Here is a 24303-nt window from a genome sequence, read left to right as displayed (position 1 = left end):
ACCCTTCTTCCTAAAAAGATAAAAAATGACGCCCTCTGTACCCCAGCCAAAAGCCGTGACCCGTTCCGCTGTTTACGCAGCCATTGCTGCTCTGCTGCTAACGCTCGCGGGTAGTCTGGGCCTGGCAAATACCGACTTCGGGAGCAGTTACGCCTTAATCATGTTTGCCTTTCTGGTCTTGGGGTGCGTGCATGTGTGGGCACTGCATCACTGGCTGCCGGAGAAAACGGGTTCGCTGGTTAAGGAATTCGGCTTTACGCTTCTCCTAACCTTGCTAACTACCGGGCTGCTGGCCGCTCTGTATCGTTTCGTGGCAGAAGAGCTGCCCAGGGGCCTGGGCGTAGCGACGGCTTTGGTAGCTTTCGTTTTTCCGATTGTAGCAGCCGGGGTTTACGCTGCTTTTTTGCGCATTCCTCCCAAAGAATACAAGCAGTGGTACTATCCCGTAGGTCAACCCCTGCCTGACATGGATCTGCTGGACCTGTCAAGAGTTCTGGTGATTCAGTTTGAATTTACGAAGCAGGCCGATGAAACGGCTTTTACCAATTTCCGGGCCAAGGCCCCGGTATCAATGCTGCTTGGCGAGCTTTTTTTCATCTTTCTCAACGATTACAACGATCGCAATCCCGACAGCCCCATTGCGTACCTCGACGCCGCACAGCGGCCTTACGGCTGGACTTTTTACAAAAAAACAAACTGGTACCAGCGCCGCCGTTATCTCGATCCCGATCTGACATTCCAGGCCAACAAAGTCGTGGATAATGAAACCATCGTGGCAGTTCGATCAACGTAATTGATGATGGTAGAACGGCGACACGGTAAGTGCGCGTCGCCGCCTTATTTCCTTACCATCGATTGAGGTGAGGCGTTCCGAACAGCTTGATTTCCTTGGCGGTAAGCGTCAGCGAGGTCGTCATGGGCGTGGAGCCTTGCTCGGTGAAGCTTTCACTGTACTGCACGCAGTACACATCCGAGAGTTCCAGTTCTTTCTGGGTCTGCTCTTCATCCACATTCTTGAAGGTGATCTTGGCTGTGGCTTTCTTGCCGTCGGGGTCCACCATCCATTCCCACAGGCTTTTGCTGTCGTCCTCGCCGGAGGAGTCCACTTGCAGAAAAACGGTTCCACCATAGACTTTGGACGACACGCGTCCTTTATCATCGATGGATTGCGACAGGGAGTAGTTGCAGGCAATCACGGCGATTCCGTCGCCGGAGGGGCCGCCCTCCCAGGTAAAATAGGCATCAAAACTTGAAGCTGGCATAATTGAAATTGGTTTGGTTGTGAAAAAAATTGATTAAGTTTTTATAGAGGGACAAAGGGGCAAAGTTCCAAAGGCACAAAGTGGCTTACGCCGGATCACGGACATTTCTTACACTTAATGGACTCTGCAACTTTGTCGCTTAAAATCTTTAGTTGATCTGGACCAGCGAGCCTTTGAGGATGGCTACGCCTGAGCTTTTTACCTCCGTGGTGGCGTCACCACTTATTTCTACCTGCCCGCCCTTCATTTTAGCGGCGGCGGTGCCCTCCATTTCAAGGTTAGCGTTGGCTTTGAGAGTGATGTTCTGGTCAGCATTGGCCTCGATGCTTCCGGCTTCCAGAGTAATATTCTGTCGGGCCTTTAATTCGATGTTTTCCGAGGCCGACATCTTTATGTTTCTTGAATTGACCTCCACCAATCCATTTCCTACGTTGATCTTGATCCGGCCATCATCGCTGAAATCCAGGAGAATGTGTGTTTCGGTCTGCTCCCGGTTGCTGATTTGGATCTGGGCTTCGCCGGCTTTATCCGAAAAAATGATCATGTTACCCGAGCGCGTCGCAATCACTTTAAGATCATTGTCGGGAGGAGAGTAATCAGTATCATCATCTGGTTTGCGGTAAAGGCTCGTGAGCACCACGGGGTTCTCAGCCAGATTCTGCTCGTAGCCCACCAGGACCTGAGCACCCAATTCCGGTATGAAGTTGGCCCCGCGCCCTTCGGACGAATGGAATGTCCCTACCCTGATCCAGTAGGATTCCTGATCTTCGGACTGCGGCTGCCCCCAGTCAAACCTGACACGCACCCGGCCCAGACTTTCCGGATCACCATTGTCGATGACTTCGGCCAGTTCGTTTTCGCCCAGCGGGTTGGTCACGCTTGGGTTGGCGGGCGGATGCCGTGCCGACTCCGGCACGGCCCGGAAGTCGTTCTGGTAACTACCCGCCGTGTTGACCCGATGAGTGATTTCGGTGACGCGGTACTTGCCGAAACTTTCCTCGTAGCGTTCGCCACGATCATTTATACGGTCACCCTTGACGTTCAGGATGGTACCTACACTCAGGTCAGGATTTTCACCCTGACCGCGAAAATCGACCATCGAAGAAGTAAGCGCCGAACGCCTCATGCGGGCCAGTTCGTCCGCTTCCTGCTGGCTACCCACGGTTTCGGGGGCGGTGAGCAGGGCACCTGCCGCGAAGAGCTCATCGGATTGTTGCAAAGCAAATTCGCTCAGAGTCGTCAACCCTTCCACATCCTGCGCACTCGACTCCCCCGTGAAGGTTTGGTGCTCGGTGTAGTCATAGCCGAACATTGCGAAGCGGGCGGGCTGCATGACCATTGCCAGGTCAAAATTCTGGGTGCCGTCCACCCGGAAGTCGGTTTCGGGGCTGTTGCCAGGCCCAAGTACCAGTTCACGACCGTCGTAGTAAAACCACTCGGCGCAGCGATCAGCCACGCGGCACAGGAAACGGTAGTTGCTTTCCTTGTATTGGATAAAGGGAATCTGGCGTCCGCCGTTGTTAGGATTCAGATTCCGACGTAGCAGATTTTGCGGGTAGGGCCGCAGTACTTGGTCGAAGAGTTCCTGCACGCTGCCCCGGATAAAGGACCGCCGCTGGGGCGAATCTTCCAGCAAGATCGTAGGACTGGCCCCTTTCAGCACGAAGGCGCTGCTCATATCGCTCAGGCTGCGCAACCTGATTTCAGTCACAATGCCCTGAAAGACATACTCGAATTCGTCGCCTTCCCGCCGCGGGCTAAACGTAAATGTGATCTTGCGCCCCAACGCATTGCGATGCGACTGATTGAAAAAATGCTCCCCCGACGTCTCCAGCTGATCGAATGGCACCAACAGCTCGAACCGGTGGTGATCGAACAATCGCTGCTCGATTACCAGCCCCAGGTGGCGAGAAATCTCATTTCCGCCTTCCAGTTCGATTTTTATGTTGACTTGCTTTGCCATCGGTTATTAATTTTAAATCGGTCCGCCGAAGCGAAGTGAGATATAGAATAATCTGGATAATTCGCCCTTGGACTCATGGACTTACTTAGCTTGGTACTTCGGCTCCTTCGATGAATAGATTATCGGCGGAAATGACCAGATCATAAGCACTAACTACCATACTGTTAGTAAAAAATTCGCCACCCCGGTATTGGGGTTGGTAGTTGGCCGAGTCAGGCACATAGACCATCGGTACTTCACGCAGCAAATTGAGTTGCTCGTTCTGAAAACATTCCCGAAAGCCCACGCAGGTAGCTCCCTCGAAATGTACCCGTCGTACCTCGGCCGTTCCTTCGTCCAGTTCCCCGAAAACCATGAAGCCGTCCATTTTCTTATCACTATTCAGTGCCCATTCGTAGAGTAGTCGCACGTAGTTTTCCTGATTCCCCCTTATCCTGATTTTGACTTTCACCATCGACCGCTTGGGCGCATCGGTGGGAGCGCCCCGCTCGTCGGCATTGCGGTTCAGGCCGTACTCCGCGCCTATGAGCAGAAAAGCGAAGTCTTCCATGTAAAGCTCGCCTTTGACAGCGTGGGAAAAGTCAACCTCGTTGGCCATGATTCAGAAATTGGTAAGGTTTATGTCCTCCAAATCCATACGGCCAAAAGTGACTGTCAGGCAAAGGATCATATTATATCCCTGGTTGATCCGGGTCCGGTTGACGTCTTCCGACAGTGACTCGAATTTCTCAACATAGCTGACACAGTACCCCCGCTCGAACTCCAGAGTCTTGAAAGGAATGTCCGGCGAATCGTGATACTGCTTCAACTTAAAATCCAGGGGCCGGCTCGCCGCCAGTGCCCATTCCAGCAGCATCAAATCATTCTTGGGCGGCAGATGCAGTTCCAGATACAAGTACGGGCACTGCACGGGCGTGTTGGTCTGCCCGTTGTCGTCCACGCCCTGATGCGCCTCCAACTGAGTGTAAAACGCCTCGTAGGTGTTGCCTTCTATTTCCAGATGCGCGAGGAATGACATTGTTGTTTGGGTGCTTGGTGACGTTAGTTTTTGGGTTAACGGTTAACGGTCAAAGGTTAAAAGGCTAAGCGTACTCAGATTTTTTGAGTTGGTAACTATATGCGCGAACTACCAAAGAACGCCGTTTGACCTTTTAACCCTTTGACCGTTGACCCCCTTCTTTCTACTGCTGCGCGTACTCTGCGGCCCACTCAGTCGCGTCCATGTCCTCGCCGCGTTGTCCGGTGAGGCCGATCATGAAGTTTTTGGCCGGAAAGTAGGGGATCATGTGAATATCGAGGTAGATTTTGTCCTTTTGCTTAGGGTCTTGCTCGAAGCGCATGACACTGAATTTCTCGATGAGTTTGCCAGGTCCCGTCACACTGTCCAGGAACTTAATGATCTGCTTTTTCAAGTCGTTCTTGGTGTTGTAATCAAAGTTTTCGAAAGCGCGGCGATTCAGGAAGTCGATAAGTACCTTGGTGATGTAGTCGAAAACCCGCACGACGGAGTAAGTCTGCAAGCCTGCGTTGTCGCCGTTGAAGAGCGTCTTGGCCGAAAAAGCCATCACCTTGCCGTACTCATTGACCATCGGAATCAGGCCCATCTTTTCCAAATCGGCGATTTCTGATTTTTTGAGCGGGAAGCGCACGCCGTCCACTTCGTTGAGGGTACCGTGCTTCTTGCCCGCCGCCACCTGCGACATCAGGGTTTTGTAGACATTCCCCGCCAGGGCCGACGAAGGCGGCAGGTACAGGTCGTCCTCCTCGTCGAGGTCGGCGTGTTTGGCCCGGCCCACCAGCCAGTTACAGGCCATCATCACGTTGGAAAGGTGCGCGTCGCCGCCCGTCAGGTTGGCCATCTCGAAGAGTTCCATCACGTCCTCAGGGGCGTCCAGGTGTTCGAAGTCGGTCACGAGCATCGTCTTGTTTTTGTGTGCCAGCTTGGCCCATTTATCAACTACCTTACTGGAACCCAGATAGCCCGGCACGCTCAGAATCGAGTAGTTCTCGCGCAAATCCAGGCGGTCGAACTTGGCGGCGAGTTCCTCGCCCACGGCGTCGATGAAGGTCGTCACGTCCAGATCTTTTAACTGGTCGGGATCGGCGTTTAGGAAGGTGACATTTTTGACTTTTTCCTGTTCGGTGTTTTTGAAAAACATCGCCACGGCCCGGTACGACTGTTCCAGCGTCCGTAGCTCCTCCACTGTTTTACCAAGATTTTTCTTCAAGAGTCCCGAAGCCTCCTCAACCTCTTTCTCACCTTTCTCGATCATGTCGGCCACCGATTCGGAGCTGCCGAGTAGTTCGGTCCAGAGCTGCAGGCGTTTTTTGAGTTGCTTGCGGTCGCTCTTTTTGTCAGCTTCGGTCAGGAAGATTCGCTTTCGGGCCTTCTTAGCGGGATTAATGTTGCCTACACCCTCGATAATGGTTTCGAGCAGATCGAAACTACCGTATTTGGCCAGGAGCGGCAGGCCTTTTTCCAGCGGAAGCGCTTCTATTTCACGGTAGCCTTTGTCTGCTTTTATGGTTTCTTCTTGTGCCATGAGTTCTTCAATTTTGAATGATAGAATGAGTGAATGATAGAATACCGGACTGCGCTTTCAGCTGGGCCTATGGAATTCGTCCGTAATCCAGTTGGGCGGGCTAGCCTAAAAACCTACTTGTCCGCTGCTTCGATCTCTTCGGCCAGGGCTTTTAGTACCCCGAGGAGCGCTTCTTTTGCTTCGGGCTTTTCCAGGGCGGCTTTCAGGATTTTGTTGGATTTCAGGTGGCGGATGATTTGCTGGAAATCCGTAGCGCGGGCGTTAAGATCTTGCAGGAAACCGCTCTGGGCGATGATGCCGCGCTGGCTGAAATCGCCCACGTTTCTGAACCGCAGCGTTTCGTTGATGAAGCCGCCGTCGGCGTCCTGAAACTCCACGTCGGCCTCGGGTTGGTAGTGCGCGAAAACTTCCTCCGTGGTTTTAAGGTCGTAAACCGTCTCAGGCCGCACGGGTGGGTCGTTGGTGAGCTTGGTCACAAAAAGTGTCCGGTTCTGGGGGATGTCGGCGATGCCTTCGCTTGCCTGATTCAAATCCCGTTCGTTTCCTCCTATTCCGTAGTTGAACATGGTTGATATTTTTGTTTAAGGGTTTAAATATTGAATTGTGTATGGGCAGCCTGTGCTGTTGTCCAATTGTTTGGTTAGGGGGCGTCAGGGGTTCCCTCGCGATAACACAGGTCAATTGCCCCCTTTAACCGCTTGACCCTTTACCCCCTGTTTCTTCTCATCCTCCAATCAAAACCGTCGGACAGCCGATCGTGATCGTGCCACCGTGTACCGTCGTGTCGCCCATTCGGGCAGCGGGTTTGCCGCCGATCAATACCGTCGCGGAGCCTATCGCGATGCTATCGGGCGGACCGACGCAAGTACACATATCCCCGGCGGTGACCGCAGGCATTCCGCCAATAAGTACCGTCGGTACGCCTGGCCCGATAACCGGGCCACCCACGTGCGGCACGGGCGGTGTGCCGGGCGTCACCATTGGGCAAATGTGCATATCTCCTATCCGGGCAGCTGGTTTCATTTTCGTTTAGTTGTAGGGGCGAACCTATGTGTTTGCCCTGGGTGCGTCAGCCATCGGGCGAACCTATGTGTTCGCCCCTACTGATATTCTTTCCTCCACTTCCTACCGCTTCGCCTTCTTGAAATTCCCCAATGACGTCAACCCTATCCCGACACCGACTGCGGCGGCGCCCGCTGAGATGTAAATTCCTGGTGCGGCGTAGGAGGTGATTCCTTCGGCATTAGAAATCCGTTTTTTGTAGTCGGCATGGTCGCTGTTCAGCATCAAAAATGTAGCAGTACCGAAGGCCAATGCAGCTACCCCTACTCCTACTTTGATCAGGGCCGTTGTCTTCTGTTTTTGGGCCGAGGCCGAACTGACCTGTTTGCCCAGATTTTTCACCGAAGCGGGCGTTTCTTTTTTCGGCTCGGCTTTGGCCATATCCGTGGGTTTCTCGGCGTTGGTCGAGGTACTTACGGGCAGGGCAGCGATGTTATCCTGCATGGCGGTCGGGCTTTGGAAAGCCAGGCGCGTTATGTAGACGATCCACTCGTCGTCCACGCTGGCGGCGATGAACTCCGCCACCCGTTGTGTGGGCTTGTAAGGTGTAGTGATGCTTTTATGCTTTCCTTTGAATTCCGAAGTGAAAAACACCTTCACGTAGGGATACTTTTCTCCAGCCTTCACATCGCCCACCACGATATTGGAAAACTCGATGGTGTTGGTGGTACTTTTCTGGTAAAACAAATCCAGATTGCTGAGGTAGCGGTCGATGACCGCATCTGACCCGGCAGCGGGGGCCGTGTGGGCGGGATCGATGTCGTCCTCCACGATCACGCCGTCGTTAAAAAAAAGCTGATCGTTACTCGGCATATAGCTATTCAGAATAACGTACTTACGATCGTAGGTAGTCAGGTCTTCATTGGCAATAGCATTTAGCAAATCGCTTAATGCCTTGACTTTCTCCCGCGCCAGCGCCCGGATCTGGTCCGTTGCCCGGCGGTTGAGTTCCGGCGTCGCGGTCGTTTTCTTCTGGGCTGACGCGGTATTCAGCGCGAAGCTCAGTATCAGAATGTAAGAAAGTATGATGCGTCGTTTCATAGCATTTTCAAAAATTATCCATTGTCAATTATCGCCACGGGGCTGCCCGCACTGTTCATTAAAAAATCACCTGAATACTCGCCCTTCGATTGGCTTGCTTGTTTTCCTCCGTGTCATTGGGGGCAATAGGGTACTTACTGCCCACGCCCGTCCAGTAGATACGCTCTGGCGGAATGCCCGCCCGGTGCAGGAAGTTGGCCGTTACCTTGGCCCGAAACTCTGATAGGGTCTGGTTCAGGCGGGAGTCGCCGACGTTGTCGGTATGGCCGACGATACGCACCGTCGGGCCGGGGTTGTCTCGCAGCCACTCGGCCAGTCGCTCCAACTTCCACTGCTCCACGGGCTGCAGCTTGTAATCGCTCTGGGCAAAATGAATGAGTTTTATCCCTTCCATGGAAGACGTGTCGACAAGGCTAGCTTCGGGAATCGTCTCTTTCTTCATCGATGCTGCGGCTTCTGAAGCTACCATTTCTTTGGCGGCGACCTCCTGCTTTTTCCCCTCGGAGATTTCCACGTAGCGCAGGTTGAGTCCGGCAGTCAGGGTAGCAGGGTACTCTTCGTGCAGGAGTTGTCCCGCTTCGTTGCGTAGCACTACCCGGTAGCGCTGCGGTAAGGTAATGTTGGCCGAAAAGTACTTTGTCCCGTTTTTTTCCATAGTAAAAGTCTTGTTAACGGCATCGACCAGGCGAATCTGTACGGTTTCCCGGGTTTTGCCCAGCGTCAGCGACAGGATCGAAATCTGGGGCTGCAGCCGAATTTCGTACAAGCGTTTGGTAGCATTCAGTTGGTCCATGATCAGGTTTCCGTTGTAGGGCTGGTAGCCCGTGGCCCGCACTTCGAGGGCGATGATATCTTTCTCCGCAAAAACTACCTCCCAGGTCGGATGGGTGATGTCCAGTTTCTGGCAGACTTTCTTTTGGGTCTTGGTAAAAAACAGGCATACCTCTGCCGCCAGGGCCTTGTTATTCGTCACGTCCGATACCCGCACGATTCGCGTAGCGGTCGCTTTTCCCCCAGACTCTGCCGTGTTAAGCACGAAGTGGGCCTGCTCCGATTGCTCGTAGGGCTGATCACTTATCTGCTTCTCCAATGCCCGCAATGTGAGCGGCACGAAGAAGTCAAGGGTACCTTTTCCATCCAGCGAAAGGGGTAGTTTGAGGGCCTGGTAATGACTGGCTTCCACAATCAGCATTTTACTCTCACAGTCCAGCTCGACCCGGTAATTTCCGGCGGCGTCCGTTTCGCCGATTTGGATTTTCCGGTTTCCCACTTTCCCAAACAATCTGGCTGCCAAGGGCTCTTGCGTTTCCGCATCTCTCACCGTTCCCACCAGTCGCGCGCATTCCGTGGCGGGCTGACTCACAGCACTTTCTGCTCCATGTTTGTCCCAAAAAAGTACCCAACCGAGATTGAGAAGAAGCGTACAGATTATGAATTGTCCGTTGTTCATTGTCACCTATCCATTAACTCAATCTCTCTCCGCCTCCAATCCAATATTTCCCAGCAACACGCCCCAGTTCGTCGTGGCCCTGCCATCGATGACCTTCTCGTACGATTCGAGCTTTACCTTGATGTTTTTCTTCGTTACGTCGCCGTAGGCGATGCTCTTGCCGTCGCGTCCGTACCCCTCGAAAACCTGCTGTCCGGTGATCGTACCATAGTAGTTGCCATCCGCTTCCTGTTTGAGTTCTTCGATGTAGCGTACTTCCGTCCAGGTGACGTTGATACGGCTGTACGGCAGAAGTTTCACGCGATTGAGATATTCCCGCACGGGGTAGCGGCTTACTCCCCGCGACCCGCTCACCGACACGGTGGCGCTGGGCTCAAATAGCTGGGCAGCCTGGTTCACTGCCTGATTGCGGTCGGAAAGGCTCTGCGATTTGTCCGCAATCACTTGCAGATAGTTGGCGAATTGATGCACTCTGGCAATTCCTTTCTCGCTGTATTCCTTATATTCCTCCGCGCTGAGAAAAGGATGAGCCGGTCCGGGCGGTGTGGCGACTTCTTTTTCCTTGGGTTCAGTTTTAGCCATTAGCTCTTCTACCTTTGGTTTCGGCTCGGGTTCAGATTCTTTTATTTTATACTCGGCTTCGGCCTGTCGGATATTGTCGTGGGCCAGGGCCAGCAGCGGGGCTACGTCGATGACATCGCGCAGGATTTCGTGCTTGCCGTCACGGTAGATTACCGCGCCTACCTGCTCCTTGTTGATCGAGGCCGGATCACCGCCAGGCGTTTGGTAGTTGAGCACCTCGTCGCTCTCGTAGGAAATGACGCCCGGGATTACCGTCAGCGGGACGGTCTTAAGGATTAGGTCAAACTCTACCTGGCGGGGTGGCAGGGCGTATAGCTCCTCCATCTGCTCCTGCGCCTTTTTGGGGTTATTTTCCAGATCGGTGATGACGATAAAATTCCCCTGCGCGTTGAACGCCACCAGAAACCGCTTGCGGTGGTAAATGCGCGGAATCCCGTCCGACGCCACCCATTCCAGCCGATTGTCTACCACCCGCGTGATCTTGGCCGTTACAGGGTTGCCGTTGTCCAGCCAAACCCGCTCCTGCGCCAGGCAGAAATTTGTGGTAATGATGAGGAATATGTAAAGCAAAATAAATCGCATAATTGGCGGACGGCCTTCGGCGGTTGGCTTTTTTATAAAAAAATCTAAGACAGGTTGTTGTGTCTTTTTCGCTGTGAAAAGGATTCTCGCTGAGCCAGAACTGACTTCACGCCTTTTTTCTTTTCTCCCTCCTTCCCTCCTCCTTTCTACTCAATCTTGAACCGCCAAATGCTAAACTGACCCGGCTTGCTCTCTCGATCGGAGGTGAAATAAACTTCGTTCTCTGCCGACCAGTAGGGCGCAAAATCAGTACTTTCCTCAAAGGTCAATTGGCGGAGATTGTCGCCCGAGAGATCCAGCACGTACAAATCGGCGTCGGGTTTATCGGTAGTTGTGAGGGTAAAAATCAATTGCTTACTATCGGGACTCCAGGCCGGGTGCGACACATAACCCAGCGACGCCTGCGTAAGCTGGTGCGGCGGCGAGCCGTCGCGGGGCAGCACCCACAGCGTCCCGATTTCATGTTTCAGACTACCGTCCAACTCGTATTTGATATAAGCAATGTATTTGTTATCGGGTGAAAACTTTGGGAAACTACCCTTCCCCAAAGCCTGCACTTCTCCGCTTTTTTTAGCCAGATCGATCAAGTACATTTGATTGGCGGCCAATTCCTTGCCTCCGCTACGGAGTCTTTTACTGCCACCGGCGCGGGACAGAAAATTGCGCGTGGCTACTCCCTTTTCAAAAACTACCCGCGTTCCCTCGCGGTCCCATGCCGGGTTGAATTCGTTTTCATCGGTATTAGTGAGCAGAAACAACTCTTCCTCGCTGTCATTATCAGCTTCCAGGTAGCCAATATCAAAGTTTTTTCCATTGAAATGCTGGAACGCGATGCGGTCATTGGCGGCGCAGTAATTAGGCGCCAGGTTAATATTCTGGCCCCGCGAGAGGGCGCGGGCCACCACTTTGTCGGTGGTACTTTTGATGTACAGATTATGGTTACCCTCGCTGTCGGCCATGACATATACCAGATTGCCGCCAAAATCACCGCCTTGAGCATCGCGCACCACCCGTTCGCCCGTCTCGATCCGGATTAGTCCGGGAAGAGCGGGCTGGGCGTAGGCCCAGATAGCGGTGAACAGGAAAATGAAGGTGAGTGCTTTCATGGTGCTAGAGGGCAAGAACGAAGTAGCTTGAGTTTGCGGGAATACTCGACTTGTCCTGGTTTTCGATAAACCAGAAAGTACCTCGTCCCGTGATTGAAAAATAGGAAATACCTACTTCTGAGGGATTGTAAACCCCTTTCCAATATTGCGTTATGAATACCTTAGCCTCTTTTTTGGGAGAAGGCGAGATATTGAAACTATTGCTTTTAGATGCCGCCGGGGCACTGGTTTCAAATATGCGATCATCGATTATTACATTGAACTCCGTCCCGGCAGTCATGGGCCGGGAAGTATTTTGATTGAATATTCTCCACCTTCCCCCGGAATAGTACACACCGATGGGGCTGGTGTTCGAAGTACCACCGGACCGTAACACTTTGGTTGCCATCATCCGGGCGTTGGGCTTGTCATTTAATAGGGGATGGTCGAGCGTGGTAACGTGACCACTTGTATTGCCCGCAGCGGCGGTATGGCTGAATGCCCGGTCGCCTGGCGTAGTGTAGTATATATTATATTCTGAGTTCACAGGAAGGGTCGAGCCATTTTGATTGATGACTGCCCATCTGTTGGAGTCGTACGTTAAGGCAAGTGGCTGGGGACTACTGGCTCCGGATGCGTTGAAAGTGAGGATCACGATCGCTTTGGGATTATTATTAAGACCCGGATCGTTGAGATAAGCCGCAGAAACTGCCTTTGCCAGTTTATATGAGAAAGTCCCGCTCGCGGGGATTGGAACGCCGGTAGTTACGTCCACGGCGGTACCCTGCGCGATACCCCCTCCTTCGTTTTTGGCATAGGCTTGAACGCTATAAGTAGTACTTCCGGCTAGTCCCGTGAAGATATGCTCAAAAGTCAGCGGACTGGCACTCAGAGAAGTACCTTTCTTAATAGTATCGCTGTTGCTGCCCCGACGCAGGATAAAGCCGTACTCCTGAATATCACCACTCTTTTTTTCCTGTCGGGTATTTTTGAAAGAGGGGGCGATGATGGTACCCTGCACTGTAAACCCAGTGGGCTGTACGTTGGAAGCTGCGTCGGTAGTTACCGCAGGTGGAATTGGATCCACGGGAGCAAACAGGTCGCAACCTTGCAGAATCAGCAGCAGGGCCAGAAAATGGATGCGTATCTTCATGGGTGATAGATTGTTTTACGTCGGTTTTGTTCTCCTGGTCCTTAGTCGTCGTTTGAATACGCTAGGGAAACACTTTACGGTAAAAAATTTGATTTTTCTCTAACGCTACTAGATATACGCAACCAGTATTTCACCTGAACATATGTAGCAGACTCTGTACTTAGGGCGAATCTGGTACTTCGGTGAATGGTACTATCCGATTAGTCGGGAAAGGAGCGAATAGGGAAACAACGGCTTCGACTTTTTCTGCTCCAGATGATAATATTCCGGCACTGCTTTGCCTAAGGTGAAAGAGTCTTTTTTGTCAATAACTCCACTCCTTCACTGTTTTCGCTTCCATCTTCTTCCACCAGGTCCCCTTCCGCTTTTTCAAAACAAACCTCCCCGGCTTCATCCAATACCAAATGAAGCGTATCCCCTTTCCCGACTTCGCCGCTGACGATCATGCGGCTGATGGGGCGGCGCAGCTGGTTGCGAATCACCCCTTTCAGCGGCCTGACGCCGTAGCGGGGCGTGAATCCCTGCAAAGCCACATGTTGCGTGGCTTCGGGACTAAGCGTGAGGGCGATGCCTTGTTTTTGCAATAGGTCGGTGAGGCCGCGCAAATGCAGATTGAAGATGCGTACCACATTTTCTTCGGAGATAGGCGCAAAGGGGACAATCTCGGTTAGCCGGGCCAAAAACTCGGGCCGGAAGTGGCGGGCCATTATCTCCATCAGATCGGTGGAGTTGGGCAGGCTGCCCTCGCCAAATTCCTCGATGATTCGCTCCTGCCCGATATTGGAGGTGAACAGGATCACGGCGTTCGAAAAATCGCCCTCTTTGCCCAGGCGGTCATGCAGTTTACCCTCGTCCAGAATTTGCAGGAAAAGGTCGAAGACCGATGGATGCGCTTTTTCTATTTCATCAAAAAGAACCACTGAGTAAGGTTTTTGCCGGATTTTATTCACCAGCAAGCCGCCTTCCTCGTAGCCGACGTAGCCCGGCGGTGCCCCGTAGAGCAGCGCGGCAGAGTGCTCTTCCTTGAATTCCGACATATCGAATCGAATCAGAAAGGACTCGTCGTTGAACAGGAAATCGGCCAGCGCCTTGGCGATTTCGGTCTTGCCCGTACCGGTAGGACCGAGTAGGAAAAACGAGCCGATCGGCTGCCCGGCCTTGATAAGTCCCGAACGTGATTCCAGGATGGCGTCGCTGAGGGCCTTCACCGCTCCATCCTGCCCGATGACGCGCCGTTTCAGTATTTCCTCCATGCCCAGCAGGCGATCGCGCTCGGTAGTTTGGAGCTTACCAAGCGGAATACCCGTCTTGTGCGCCACCACGGCGGCGACTTCGGTTTTGCCGACTTGGCGTTTCACTTCTCCCTCCGTGGCTTGCGAATGATGATTGGCTAATAGATGCAAAGCGTCAAGTTGGGCGGTGAGGTGCTGCCGCAGTTGGTCGGCGGTTTCGAGTTCGGAATTTTGTGGCATTTCCAGTTGACCCAACAATAACGGACTCAAACGGTGAGGTAGTTGGCGGAGCAGCCAACGCAGCTCGTGCTGGCCTTCGGCTTCTTCCATCGCCGCCAGCGCGTCGAGGTCGGCCTGCAAGGCATCGAGTTCGCGCAACGATACCTCGTCCATCAACTTCATGGCGGCCATGGTGCGGTCCAGCAAGTCGAGGGCGGCGTCGGGCAGGCGGCGTTCTTTCATATAGCGTTTCGAGAATCGCACGGCTTCGGCGGCGGTACCGGGCGCTATGGTCAGTCCGTGGTGGGCTTCGTAGGCGGGTAGTACGTGTTCGATCATACGTATGGCAGTCGGCTCGTCGGGTTCCTCCACTATAAGTACCTCGAAGCGGCGGCTGAAGGCCTCGTCTTTTTCAATGTACTTGCGAAATTCCTCGGGCGTAGTGGCCCCGATGAGCGTCAGTTCGCCCCGCGCCAGTTCGGGCTTCAGAAGTTGCGCCACACCCGGTCCGACCGAACCTTTTGGGTCGAGCAGGACGTGGATTTCGTCCACGAACAGGATGGCTTTGTCATAAGATTTCAATTCTTGCAAAATCCCTTTCAGCCGCTCTTCTACTTCGCCTTTATAGGAAGCTCCTGCTACCAATGCGCCCGTGTCCAGTTCGAGCAAACGGGCATTTTGTAAGAGCTGGGGTACTTTTTTCTGGTTGATTAGTTGGGCAAAACCTTCGACCAAAGCGGATTTGCCCACACCCGGCTCACCGATCAGCAGCACGTTGGGCTTACTGCGGCGACCCAGTATTTCGGCCATTTGGCGCGTTTCGCGGTCGCGACCCAGGACGGGATCGGTTTTACCTTCGGCGGCACGGGTAGTTTTGTCGGTCAGGAAACGACCCGCTCCGCCAGTGGCAGCCGGGGACGAGGGCTTCGCGGCAGGTTCGGAGCCATTAGAGGTACTTTTTTTATGGTCATTTTTCTCGGCATCTACCATTGAAATCCCCAATGCCATCACCTGGTTCTGAGTTACGGGGAACGATTTTAACTGATCGGTACTGAATGCCAAACCAGGTTTCAGCAAAGCCGCCAGCACACAAAGCGGATCGGTGTCACGGTTGAGTTGCAGTGCTATTAGTTCGGCCAGTTCCAGCGTGGCGCGGGCCGCTGCGTCGGCGTCGGGCTGCTCCGGTACCCGCAGCGACTTGGGGCTCTCTTCAAGCCGCACCTCGGCCCACTCACCCAGGTAGCCCGCATCGATGTCGGCCATGACCAGTTCTGACGCCAGGCCTACATCGTTATGCAGTACCGCCCTTAGCAAGTGCGGCGCGCCATAATATTCCTGGCGGTATTCCCGCGCCAGCGACTGGGCAACGGTGAAGGCGTATTGTAGCGTTTGGGTTATCATAATTTTGAATGAAAGGGTGGTGCGATGAGTGACCAGACTTTGATTCTATCATTCTCTAATTCACTCATTCAAAATTGTTTTAATCAAGTCGCCAGAACCACACTGCATCCGCCCGATTGAACAGGTTGCCCGTGGAGCGGCGGTCTTCTACGCCCGCAGCAAGACTCAGGATTTGGTTGTAATATTCCTGACCCGTCCACAGATCGATGTGGTCGCCGGCATTGGTAGTTTCGCCTGATCGTCGAAAACAATTGTTGAAATAGATTACGCCAAGTCGGCCATTGATGGAGGCCGCCGCCGAGCTACCCAAGCCAGGTCGATCAGGGTAACCCCATACCGTCCGCAGGTAATGGGCTAACTCCTGCGCGCCCAACACGTGAGGCACCGGAAGCCCGGTGCCTCCACCGCTCCGTACCCGTCTCTGATTACCGAAAGTTTCAAAGGAAAAGCCGCTCAGCGATAGGGCTACACTCATACGCACGGCGCATTCGTTAGCAATGCCCTCGCGTAAGTCCTGCCGGCTGGTATAGGTATTGTACACCCGGTACAAATCCATAAACGAAGGCTTGTAGCCCACAGGCTGCGTCGCGCGCAAAGGCTTTTCAATCAGAGCGAGGAGATCGGTAGAGGCAATCATAATTTTTGGAAAAGGTTAACGGTCAAAGGCGCGCGGATTGGCATGTATCAATGGTCAGCAGTTTTGAAATTTCTTTTTTGCCGGAGTCAAACGAAATCCGTTTGGGCAATAGATGCTGCGGAATGCATCGCTTTAACCCTTTTACCTTTAATCGTTTGACTTAAAACCGAACGTTACTCACAATCCCAACTTCCGCAGCTCCCCCATTCTTGCCGTAGCTTTGGTGCGCATTTCGGAATTTGCGGTGGAAAGTTGAAGGCCATCAAAGATCTGTTTAGCCTGGTCGTAGTACCCTTGTTTTTCGTTTTTGCGCAGGTCTCCTTTCTTAATCAGTTGCAGGTACCCCACACCTTCGGCGTAACGCTCCCATTCGGTATAGTTGATTTTTTCGTCCAGCGCTTTCTCGCATTCCTGCAACTTGCTTCTGAGTTGCGCCAAGGCGGCAGGATCGGGCCCAGCGCTGTTGCCACCGCCCTTTTTCAGGCAGTCGTCCAGGTTGCGCTGGGCGATGTTGAGCTTGGCCTGCAGTTCGCGGGCGGTGGGGTCGGCTCCGCCACCACCACCTCCCCCGCCGCCCCGTGGCGCGGCAGCGACTTGCCGCTCCAAACCCCGGATTTCAAGGTCTTTCATGTTTACTTGATTCCTTAGATCGTTGACCATTTGCATATCTATACCCTTTTCGGCCAGGGTTCGGCGGAGTTCGGCAATGGTTTGGCGGTAGGTAACGAGCCCCTCCGACAGCGAGGCAATACCAGCCGACAGGGCTTTGTTGTGTTCGTCGTCGGCCCGGATATCCACGGCTTTGATGTGCGCCATCAAGTTGTTAATCCTGTTTTCGAGCGATACCAACTGCGTCTGCGCCTCGGCGCGTGCCATCGCGTCGGAAGAACTACTGTACGCGCCGTCGTAACGGATAAGTTGCTTCACTAGGCTCCCCATCGTGTCGGTATCCACCACCAGCGGGCGCTGGGTTTCCACGATTTGCCTATAGCGGTCCCGCTCGGAGTCCGATACGCTGCCGGGCACACGCAGCAACATCCAGACACCCAGAATGGGAAATACCAGCGAGAAGGCGTAAACGCCCACAAAGCGGCCGATGAAAGATGTACGGGTACGTTGGTTAAGTGGCTCCATTGCTTTTAATAAATAATATTCTGCGGCATGGGTGAAGCCGCTGCGTAAAACAGCGCCTCCAGCGGATAATCGTATGCCTGACCGATGGATGTCAATAAATCGCTGGCAGGTACCATGACGTCCTTGTCGCCCCATGGATTATTGAAAAATGCGTTATTGCCTTCAATTCCCGTGAGTGCTACCGCGTGCAATCCTGCCGCGTTGGAGGCCTGCTTTCCGCCTCTGGTAGGCCCGTAATTAAAGTTGGCCACCCTATGGTTGAGAATGAGCGGCCCGTAATTCGTCAGGAGCGTTTTGATTCGTGCCTTCGTAATGGACGAAGGCCTGTCAATCGAAATGAATCCTGCATTGCGCAGACCGTTAAAAACGGTGCGATTAGAACTTGCGCCGGGAATGCAGGCTGTTAGCGGATTGAATCCACCCGTCAGCAGCGGAGTGTCGAAATCATTGCCAGCCGTTTGCTGCCAGTATTTCTGAATCATCGCTGCTGCCACTACATAGCAGATAGGATTTACAGATTGATTAAGGAGAGGCACATTGTATTTCATGATAGTAAAGGGTTTGGGGGTGACACAATTCAAAATCGTCTTGTCCATTTGCGAAGTAAAAAATATCCATTATCAGCTCTCCACTTACAACTAAATTGGACTCCATCGCGAACCCGGCTTCTCGGGCGAGGGTGGATCGTGGACTGGACTTTCCACAATGAATACCTGCTGGCCCTTGCGTTTGCCGATAAATTCGAGCTGGCTGAGCTTGTTGAAAAGGGTTGCCCAAAGCTCGAAAAATGACTCTATCGCCCGCAGCAACGGTAGACTATCCACGTGGACATAGGACATTTTCACTAATGCGTTCAGGTTGCTTTGCATTTGGCCGGGAGTTTCCTCGGCCCACTCAGCCAGGTAGTTGAGTAGTTCTTCCTTCTCACGTGAGGTCAGGCATTCGAGTTCAGTTTGGATAGCCTTCGCTATATTCAATACCGTGGTCAGCATTCGTATCGGCGGGTCGTTGGGCAGTTGCCAGCGGTATTCCAGACTGCTCCGACTGATTGTATCCACAAGCCGCTCTGCCAAGCTTTGTACGCTTTCGGACAAGGTGTTTTTCTGGCTTTTGTTCTTTATTTTCTGAATAATCCGGTAAGAGCATGTCTCCATCCCGCCCATCGCTTCACCAAACTTATGATGCCATTCCCGCAGCCCGGCATGGCTATTTATACTCGAACTGGCCGGGATGAAGTCACTCAGAATGCGGACTTCGCCGTTTTCAAGGGCACATTGCGCAATCATCAGGTGCGGCCCTGTCCATTGCTTTGGCTGTACCGTTGTCAGCGGCACGGCGCTGATATGGTAGGTCGCGTCAACGAATGGGTGCCGGGGTGGGATTTCCTCCATATCGGGTTCTCCGACGGGATGCATATCGAAAAGATTGACACTCAGCACTATTCCAAATTTTTGATCGCCCTCCAGACGGTACTCGGATAATAGCTGTGGTAGTGAGAGATCGTTCTGCAACGCGTTTTCTTCATTTATATCAATAAAACTCCCGTCGGAGGTCACGGCCCGGCATCGCCCCACCGCAACGTGCAGACCGCGATCAGGTGCCGCCTGGATGTCTGCCAGAAGTGCGTCGTCTTGTGACCCAACAGCGCATAAACCGAACGAATACGGTGTCAGGTCCACCGCGCGAACTTCCCGGATTGTGTGGCTCAGGTAGTGATTTGTGGCGATGAAATGTTCTTTCGAAACCTTCATGCCATCTATCCAGTTGACGGGCCGATAGCGCTTTGGCAGCATTGGTTTGGCAGATTTTTATTAAATGAATAGCTGTTTCCAACCCTTAGTCGTAGATACCCCGCCCATGGGAAACAGGTGGGGGAGCTTTTTTGTACGCTCTTTGAATGACGGCCAGAAATGGTCGCCCCGTAACACGGCCATGTTACAGGGCGAGGTCAATCCAGGGGATCTCGTCACGGGTATTCATTCCTGGCCCTGATGACCAAATCGACCATCTCCGAACCGCCCGAGGCGGAGTTTTCATCAGAAGCCTGTCCGCTCTGCACGGCTACCGCGTGGGGACCGTTGGACCACCAGGCAAAGTAGGGCCCGCCCGACTGACCGGGGAATACGTCGCCCCGATGGAAGATACGCGTGTGCCGTTCTGCATCCCAAAACGAACCGTCCATCGGAATACTGTTTTGAAAAGAGGGCCGATTTCCCGAATTCAAATCGCCGGGATAGCCGACGTGCGCCCAGTAGGGGTCATTGTCCCAGCTATCGGTCCAGCTTTTGGTACCCATCCAGCCGCAAATGTCACCCATGCGCCGATCCAATACCACCACGACGTAGTCATGTTGCCCTTCGTTGCGGTTGATGGTGGGGCCCGTGACTTTCACGCGGTAGTACACCCGCGTCCCCCAGGCCGTTCCAAAAGGCGCAGCCCCGTCGAATGAGGCTGGCGTGAAGCTTATCCAACCCGTGCTGTTGCTGTTCCATTGCACGATGTGGCTGACGGTGAGCAAGTGTCGCGGTCCGACCATTACGCCCGATCCTGACCCCAGGGCAGTACTGACCTTGCCCACCGTTCCCCAGGGATAAGATGAGTCCAGGAAGAGGCGTCTATTATCAGCCCCGAAGATGGTGGTAGCATAGTGAATGTCTTTGTCTTTGGTCTCGGGTAGTTTGTCAAAAAACTTCTTTCTGATCTCGAACTGCCTTGGTAGCGCGTCAGGTTTTAGGTTCAGGGCCAGGTGTCCGGGCCGATAGGGCGGCAACTCCACGAACGAATCAGGGTCGATAACGAAATCATCTTCTTTGATGAATCGGTGTTCGATATCCTTGGGGAAAACGTACTTTCCAAATTCGGGAACCTTCACCCGCAGGTCAATTTCGCTCGACTTGTCAGAAATATCCAGGCCGATCCTCACCACAGAGGTGCTGGGCGGAATACCAAGATTGCCGGTAAGCAAATTGACATCGAGCGTCGTAACGTCAAGCCTGGCCGTGGCCTTCTCAGATTTCAGCTTCTGTTCCAGTTCTTCTGGCCGAATGGGAGGCTCGATCCGGGGAGCATTTTCTTGCTGCATTTTGCTATCGTCTTTCATAATTTTGAGGATTGAGGAATAATTTATGTTTGATTGGAAAAGGACTAAAGGTCAGTCAGGAAGCCCGTAGGCTTTCTTAACTGCTTCGTAATTGGTGAAGTCGACGGCGGACAGGCGGCCGTTCCTGAGGTCGTTTGCGGGAATGATAAGGATCCGTACACTCTCCGCGTTGAGGATAGTTCCCGTCGATACCCGTCTGATACTTACTGTGCTGGTCGCTGCGGGAGTGAGGTATGTTCTGAACTCCCCATACGTACTAATCTCACCTGGTACTGAGTACCAAAGATTTCCATCCCGAATAAACGTAAAATAGGCACTCTTGCCAGCAACATCCGCATTGACACCCGTTAGGCTCAGGGTTACGATTGCGCCCACTGTGTTGGCCCAGGTTTTTGCCCCGTAAGTGATCTGAATCACGTTAGCGTTGCCATTTTGCCCGGCAGCTCCGGCTGGTCCTTGTGCACCTGCTGGCCCGGCCGGTCCTTGAGCACCCGCTGGTCCGGCCGGGCCCTGGGCGCCCACTTCGCCTTTCTCGGGCGAGCAGCTTTGGAAAGTGATTGGACTGCCGACCAGCAGGACGACAATAATGAGAAATGAGGTAAATTTGATCGTTTTCATGTCTTTTAGAGGTAGTTAGGGAAAAGAAGAGAAAAACTATTTATTAAGCTGGACCGAATACTTCCTGCTTTCTTGCCCATAGGTCGGGAAACCGGCCTTCCTTGGAAACAGAAGTCGGGTTGATTTTAATTAAACACGGGTTTTTACGTATATTCCCCCAGCCAATACACACACGTATGAGATTGCTCCAAAGATCCCCTCACGATTCAGACCTCATTCAGGGCATACGTGCTGGCGGAGTGGCACGGCGACTGCACGAAAACCAGCTTTTCAGCAAGTACGCCTACTTTATTGGCGAGGGTACTCGCAAACACCGCCTGTCGGAAGACGAGAGTTCGATGGCTTATTCGGACGCGGTGCTCACCGTGATCGAGCATATCTGTACCGACCGGTTTGAAGGCCGTTCGGAGCTCAAGACCTACCTCTTTCAGATATTTAATAATAAATGTGTTGACCATATTCGTAAAAACACGACTAAGAAGGCACAGGTACACAGGACCGACGGGTTTGACGACCGCTACATGAACCTGTTACCCGACGACACCCGCACCGCCGTGCAGCAGCTCATGCAGCAGCAGGACGCCGAACTACTCGGACAGCGTCTTGGCCAACTCGGTGACAAATGCCGACAAATGTTAATGGCCTGGGGTGAAGGGTACAAAGACGCGGATATCGCTGAGCAGATGAGCTACCAGTCTGCGGCTGTTGTAAAGACCAGCCGACTACGCTGCATGCAAAAGCTGAGAGAGTTGTACCTGAATGGTCAGGCGTGATTATTAACCTACGAAAGAAAAATGAACGACCACATCGAAGATTATTTTAACCAGGATTTACCTCCGCCCGAAAAGGCCAAGTTCGAGGAGGACCTGCGTCAAAATCCCCAGTTGCAGGAGGAAGTCGCTTTTTACCTGAAAACCAAGCAAGTACTACGGGAACAAACCTTGGCCGAACGCCACGCCGAATGGCAGAAGTCCGCCCCTGCCAAAACCCCTGTCCGTCGGATCCCCATCTGGCAATATGCCGCTGCCGCAGTGGTGGTTCTGGCAATGGGATGGGCGTGGCTGTGGCTTAGCGGCACTAAAGAGTTGACAGAGCCCCGGCTTGCCCAGGCCTATGTAGAGCAGGAACTTGATAGTCTTTCGGTACAAATGAGCGGTGCTGCCGATAGCCTGGAACTGGCCAAGGATCAGTACAACAAAAGCAAATACGACGATGCACTGACCATTGGCAATGACTTGCTGCGGCACAACCCAAACAACGGTGAAGCCCTGAAAGTAGCCGGACTCGCCGCTCTGCGTCAGCAGGATTATGATCTCGCCATTGAGTACTTTCATCGCCTGGCCGGGCAACCCGACCTGTTCTACAATCCAGGCAAGTTTTATGAAGCCATCGCTTACTTATACCGAAACCGACCGTCGGATAAAAAAAAGGCAAAAGATTTGCTGGAAGACGTAGCCACGAGCGATCAGGTAGGGAAGGCCGAAAAAGAGCAGGCCCGACAGTGGCTGGCAGAACTTGAAGGACAGTGAACGATTCTTACCATAACCCCTAAACCCTTGAAACTATGCCCCAAGATCCCGATTACAGTGATTCCGACTCAAAGAAACGAGCCGCTGATAATGATATTCTGACGCCCCCTCTGCGGCGTATTGGTGACCCGAAGGCACCCCACCGGGCTGTCCCTAATCAGAAAATCGTGGTGGTGAGCCCCGAGCTTCCGGGGCTTCAGGAATATATAGAACGCCAGAAAAGAATGGATCAGAGTGTCACGGGTAATCCAGATTCTTCCGGCCAAGTGATTCCCCGCCCCCCTGCCCTGGAAAACAGCGCGAACAACTTCTTCCGCAGTCTGGCAAATTTGATTGAGGGCTGGCTCCGCTGGCTGCTCGGCGGAAAGGAGCCGGAAACAAAACAGCCCGTCGTACGTGAGGATGGCTCTTTTGCCTGGTTTTTCGATCATGACCAGGGGAAAAATAAAAAGGTGCAATTCAGGATTGTTCGGGCGAGTGAATGTTTTAACGATAAGCGTGAACATCAGCAAGGGGCCAGTGTGGACGTGCTGCTGGAATGGGATGGGCGCGACGGGCAAGGCGAGCTTGCCGACTTTGCTCAACTCTACGCTCAGGCCGAGAATCATTTTATTGCCAATCCCCATCCCCCAAGTCACGAAACCGCGCCCCCCATTAACGCCAACGCAGTAATTACGAAAGTCTATGATTCGGATTTCAGGGTCTTCGAAAATAGCGATGGAGCGCATTATTCGAATAGTATTGAAAGAGCCAAAGACCCCATCGTAGCTGTCATGGATACGGGCCTCAAGTACAAATGGGAGTCTGCGGAACCGTTGATTGATACCGAAGGGAATCCTTTCAAGTTTAAAATAGCCCGGGCGCCCGCAGATTCTTGCCTTTCAGGAGCGGATTTTGGCTATTGCAGCATTGTTCATTATCTACAGAAGCCGGTATTCTTCCAGCAGTTGGCAGTACTTACTCCACTGACCGCGGCCCAAATCAAGTCAAGCCCCTACGACGACCATAAGGTGGATGAAGAGGTTGAAGACGAGCAGGCCAAAGGCGGAATCCGGCAGCGAAGAAACGTCGGGCGTCATGGCACGCTCATTACAGGCATCCTCAACCGGAACGGCTGTCAGGTGCTTCCTGTGAAATCATTTAACTGCGCGGCTCAGGGAACGCTCGCCGACGTACTGAGTGGTCTTAATTACCTTATCGCCAAAAAGACCGCCGGAATGCCCATCAAGGTACTTAACGCCAGCTTCGGCGGCAGGCTCGACTCGAATGCCCTGGATCTTTTGTATCGAAAAATAAAAACGCTGACCGATCTGGGCGTATGGGTAGTGGCCTCGTCGGGCAACGAAAATATTAGCCTTGACGGTACTTCGATCTATCCCGCCCAGTTTGGGGTATCGGAGGGTACCTACAGCCTGGAAAAAGTTATCACCGTCAACTCCTTCTATGATGGCAGCGTGCAGGGTAACACAGGCGCGGCGGTATCGCTCACGGCCAAGTCAGGCCGATTGGGCGGATTTCCGTCGGCCCTACCTTTGACGGACAGTCCTAATCATACGCTTCAGGGGACTTCCTTTGCGGCTCCTTACGTGGCTTGCGCTTTGGCCACTATCGAAACAGCTGGCCTTTCCCGACAGCAAGTACTGGATGAAATAACAGCCAAGACCATCGGGGAAGTTACATTCAGTAGAAACACCTGAATATAAATGACTG

The 24303-nt window shown here is 53.1% G+C and carries 23 protein-coding genes; 4 read left to right on the top strand and 19 right to left on the bottom strand.

Annotated elements, in window-relative coordinates; genetic code table 11:
• The first annotated feature begins 25 nt into the window (after window positions 1–25).
• Window positions 26–793 (top strand): TssN family type VI secretion system protein, encoded by a 768-nt coding sequence (locus tag IE117_RS00480; RefSeq protein ID WP_189562325.1) that lies wholly within the window; start codon window positions 26–28, stop codon window positions 791–793.
• 52 nt (window positions 794–845) lie between these two features.
• Here the strand turns inward: IE117_RS00480 and tssD (IE117_RS00475) are convergent, their stop codons facing one another.
• The 19 genes from tssD (IE117_RS00475) to IE117_RS00385 form a co-directional block, all read right to left on the bottom strand.
• Entirely contained in the window at window positions 846–1262 is a 417-nt protein-coding gene (gene tssD, locus IE117_RS00475; protein WP_189562323.1) for a type VI secretion system tube protein TssD, read from the bottom strand.
• A gap of 148 nt (window positions 1263–1410) precedes the next feature.
• A complete protein-coding gene (locus IE117_RS00470) occupies window positions 1411–3225 on the bottom strand; it encodes a type VI secretion system Vgr family protein (protein WP_189562321.1) in 1815 nt (604 codons plus the stop codon).
• A gap of 85 nt (window positions 3226–3310) precedes the next feature.
• Window positions 3311–3823: a type VI secretion system tube protein TssD gene (tssD, locus tag IE117_RS00465; RefSeq protein WP_189562319.1), complete on the bottom strand. Its 513-nt coding sequence runs from the start codon at window positions 3821–3823 to the stop codon at window positions 3311–3313.
• A gap of 3 nt (window positions 3824–3826) precedes the next feature.
• Window positions 3827–4243 (bottom strand): type VI secretion system tube protein TssD, encoded by a 417-nt coding sequence (tssD, locus tag IE117_RS00460; protein WP_189562318.1) that lies wholly within the window; start codon window positions 4241–4243, stop codon window positions 3827–3829.
• Window positions 4244–4406: 163 nt separating this feature from the next.
• Window positions 4407–5768, bottom strand: a complete 1362-nt coding sequence (locus IE117_RS00455; protein ID WP_189562316.1) for a DUF5458 family protein — start codon at window positions 5766–5768, stop codon at window positions 4407–4409.
• 113 nt (window positions 5769–5881) lie between these two features.
• The gene (locus tag IE117_RS00450) at window positions 5882–6334 is read right to left on the bottom strand and encodes a hypothetical protein (RefSeq protein ID WP_189562314.1); all 453 of its coding nucleotides are present in this window, start codon (window positions 6332–6334) and stop codon (window positions 5882–5884) included.
• A gap of 157 nt (window positions 6335–6491) precedes the next feature.
• Window positions 6492–6791 (bottom strand): PAAR domain-containing contractile injection system baseplate protein, encoded by a 300-nt coding sequence (locus IE117_RS00445; RefSeq protein ID WP_189562312.1) that lies wholly within the window; start codon window positions 6789–6791, stop codon window positions 6492–6494.
• 102 nt (window positions 6792–6893) lie between these two features.
• Window positions 6894–7871: a hypothetical protein gene (locus IE117_RS00440; RefSeq protein ID WP_189562311.1), complete on the bottom strand. Its 978-nt coding sequence runs from the start codon at window positions 7869–7871 to the stop codon at window positions 6894–6896.
• 58 nt (window positions 7872–7929) lie between these two features.
• Window positions 7930–9321, bottom strand: coding sequence for an OmpA family protein (locus tag IE117_RS00435; protein ID WP_189562309.1), 1392 nt, complete (start codon window positions 9319–9321; stop codon window positions 7930–7932).
• 18 nt (window positions 9322–9339) lie between these two features.
• The gene (locus IE117_RS00430; RefSeq protein ID WP_229580082.1) at window positions 9340–10485 is read right to left on the bottom strand and encodes a hypothetical protein; all 1146 of its coding nucleotides are present in this window, start codon (window positions 10483–10485) and stop codon (window positions 9340–9342) included.
• 146 nt (window positions 10486–10631) lie between these two features.
• Complete coding sequence (locus tag IE117_RS00425) at window positions 10632–11591, bottom strand: TolB family protein (RefSeq protein ID WP_189562307.1); 960 nt, start codon at window positions 11589–11591, stop codon at window positions 10632–10634.
• Window positions 11592–11595: 4 nt separating this feature from the next.
• Window positions 11596–12723 carry a DUF7452 domain-containing protein gene (locus IE117_RS00420; RefSeq protein WP_189562306.1) on the bottom strand — a complete coding sequence of 376 codons (1128 nt, stop codon included), beginning with the start codon at window positions 12721–12723 and terminating at the stop codon, window positions 11596–11598.
• 281 nt (window positions 12724–13004) lie between these two features.
• Window positions 13005–15575 (bottom strand): ATP-dependent Clp protease ATP-binding subunit, encoded by a 2571-nt coding sequence (locus IE117_RS00415; protein WP_189562304.1) that lies wholly within the window; start codon window positions 15573–15575, stop codon window positions 13005–13007.
• Window positions 15576–15654: 79 nt separating this feature from the next.
• Entirely contained in the window at window positions 15655–16212 is a 558-nt protein-coding gene (locus IE117_RS00410) for a T6SS effector amidase Tae4 family protein (RefSeq protein WP_189562302.1), read from the bottom strand.
• 177 nt (window positions 16213–16389) lie between these two features.
• Window positions 16390–17346, bottom strand: a complete 957-nt coding sequence (locus IE117_RS00405) for a hypothetical protein (RefSeq protein WP_189562300.1) — start codon at window positions 17344–17346, stop codon at window positions 16390–16392.
• A gap of 5 nt (window positions 17347–17351) precedes the next feature.
• A complete protein-coding gene (locus IE117_RS00400; protein WP_189562298.1) occupies window positions 17352–17894 on the bottom strand; it encodes a papain-like cysteine protease family protein in 543 nt (180 codons plus the stop codon).
• Between the two features lie 90 nt (window positions 17895–17984).
• Window positions 17985–19139, bottom strand: coding sequence for a hypothetical protein (locus IE117_RS00395; protein ID WP_189562297.1), 1155 nt, complete (start codon window positions 19137–19139; stop codon window positions 17985–17987).
• A gap of 173 nt (window positions 19140–19312) precedes the next feature.
• Window positions 19313–20446, bottom strand: coding sequence for a trypsin-like serine peptidase (locus tag IE117_RS00390; protein ID WP_189562296.1), 1134 nt, complete (start codon window positions 20444–20446; stop codon window positions 19313–19315).
• Window positions 20447–20497: 51 nt separating this feature from the next.
• Window positions 20498–21064 carry a collagen-like protein gene (locus tag IE117_RS00385; RefSeq protein WP_189562294.1) on the bottom strand — a complete coding sequence of 189 codons (567 nt, stop codon included), beginning with the start codon at window positions 21062–21064 and terminating at the stop codon, window positions 20498–20500.
• A 176-nt stretch (window positions 21065–21240) separates the two neighbouring features.
• Here IE117_RS00385 and IE117_RS00380 point away from each other — a divergent pair, with 176 nt between their 5' ends.
• From IE117_RS00380 to IE117_RS00370, 3 genes are read left to right on the top strand one after another with little or no spacing between them, the layout of a single operon-like run.
• Window positions 21241–21837 (top strand): RNA polymerase sigma factor, encoded by a 597-nt coding sequence (locus IE117_RS00380; RefSeq protein WP_189562292.1) that lies wholly within the window; start codon window positions 21241–21243, stop codon window positions 21835–21837.
• Window positions 21838–21858: 21 nt separating this feature from the next.
• Entirely contained in the window at window positions 21859–22593 is a 735-nt protein-coding gene (locus tag IE117_RS00375; RefSeq protein ID WP_189562291.1) for a tetratricopeptide repeat protein, read from the top strand.
• Between the two features lie 35 nt (window positions 22594–22628).
• A complete protein-coding gene (locus IE117_RS00370) occupies window positions 22629–24290 on the top strand; it encodes a S8 family serine peptidase (protein ID WP_189562290.1) in 1662 nt (553 codons plus the stop codon).
• Window positions 24291–24303: the final 13 nt, after the last annotated feature.

Source organism: Persicitalea jodogahamensis, from assembly GCF_014651615.1.
GTDB lineage: Bacteria > Bacteroidota > Bacteroidia > Cytophagales > Spirosomataceae > Persicitalea > Persicitalea jodogahamensis.
This window is presented reverse-complemented; position numbering and strand designations above follow the sequence as displayed.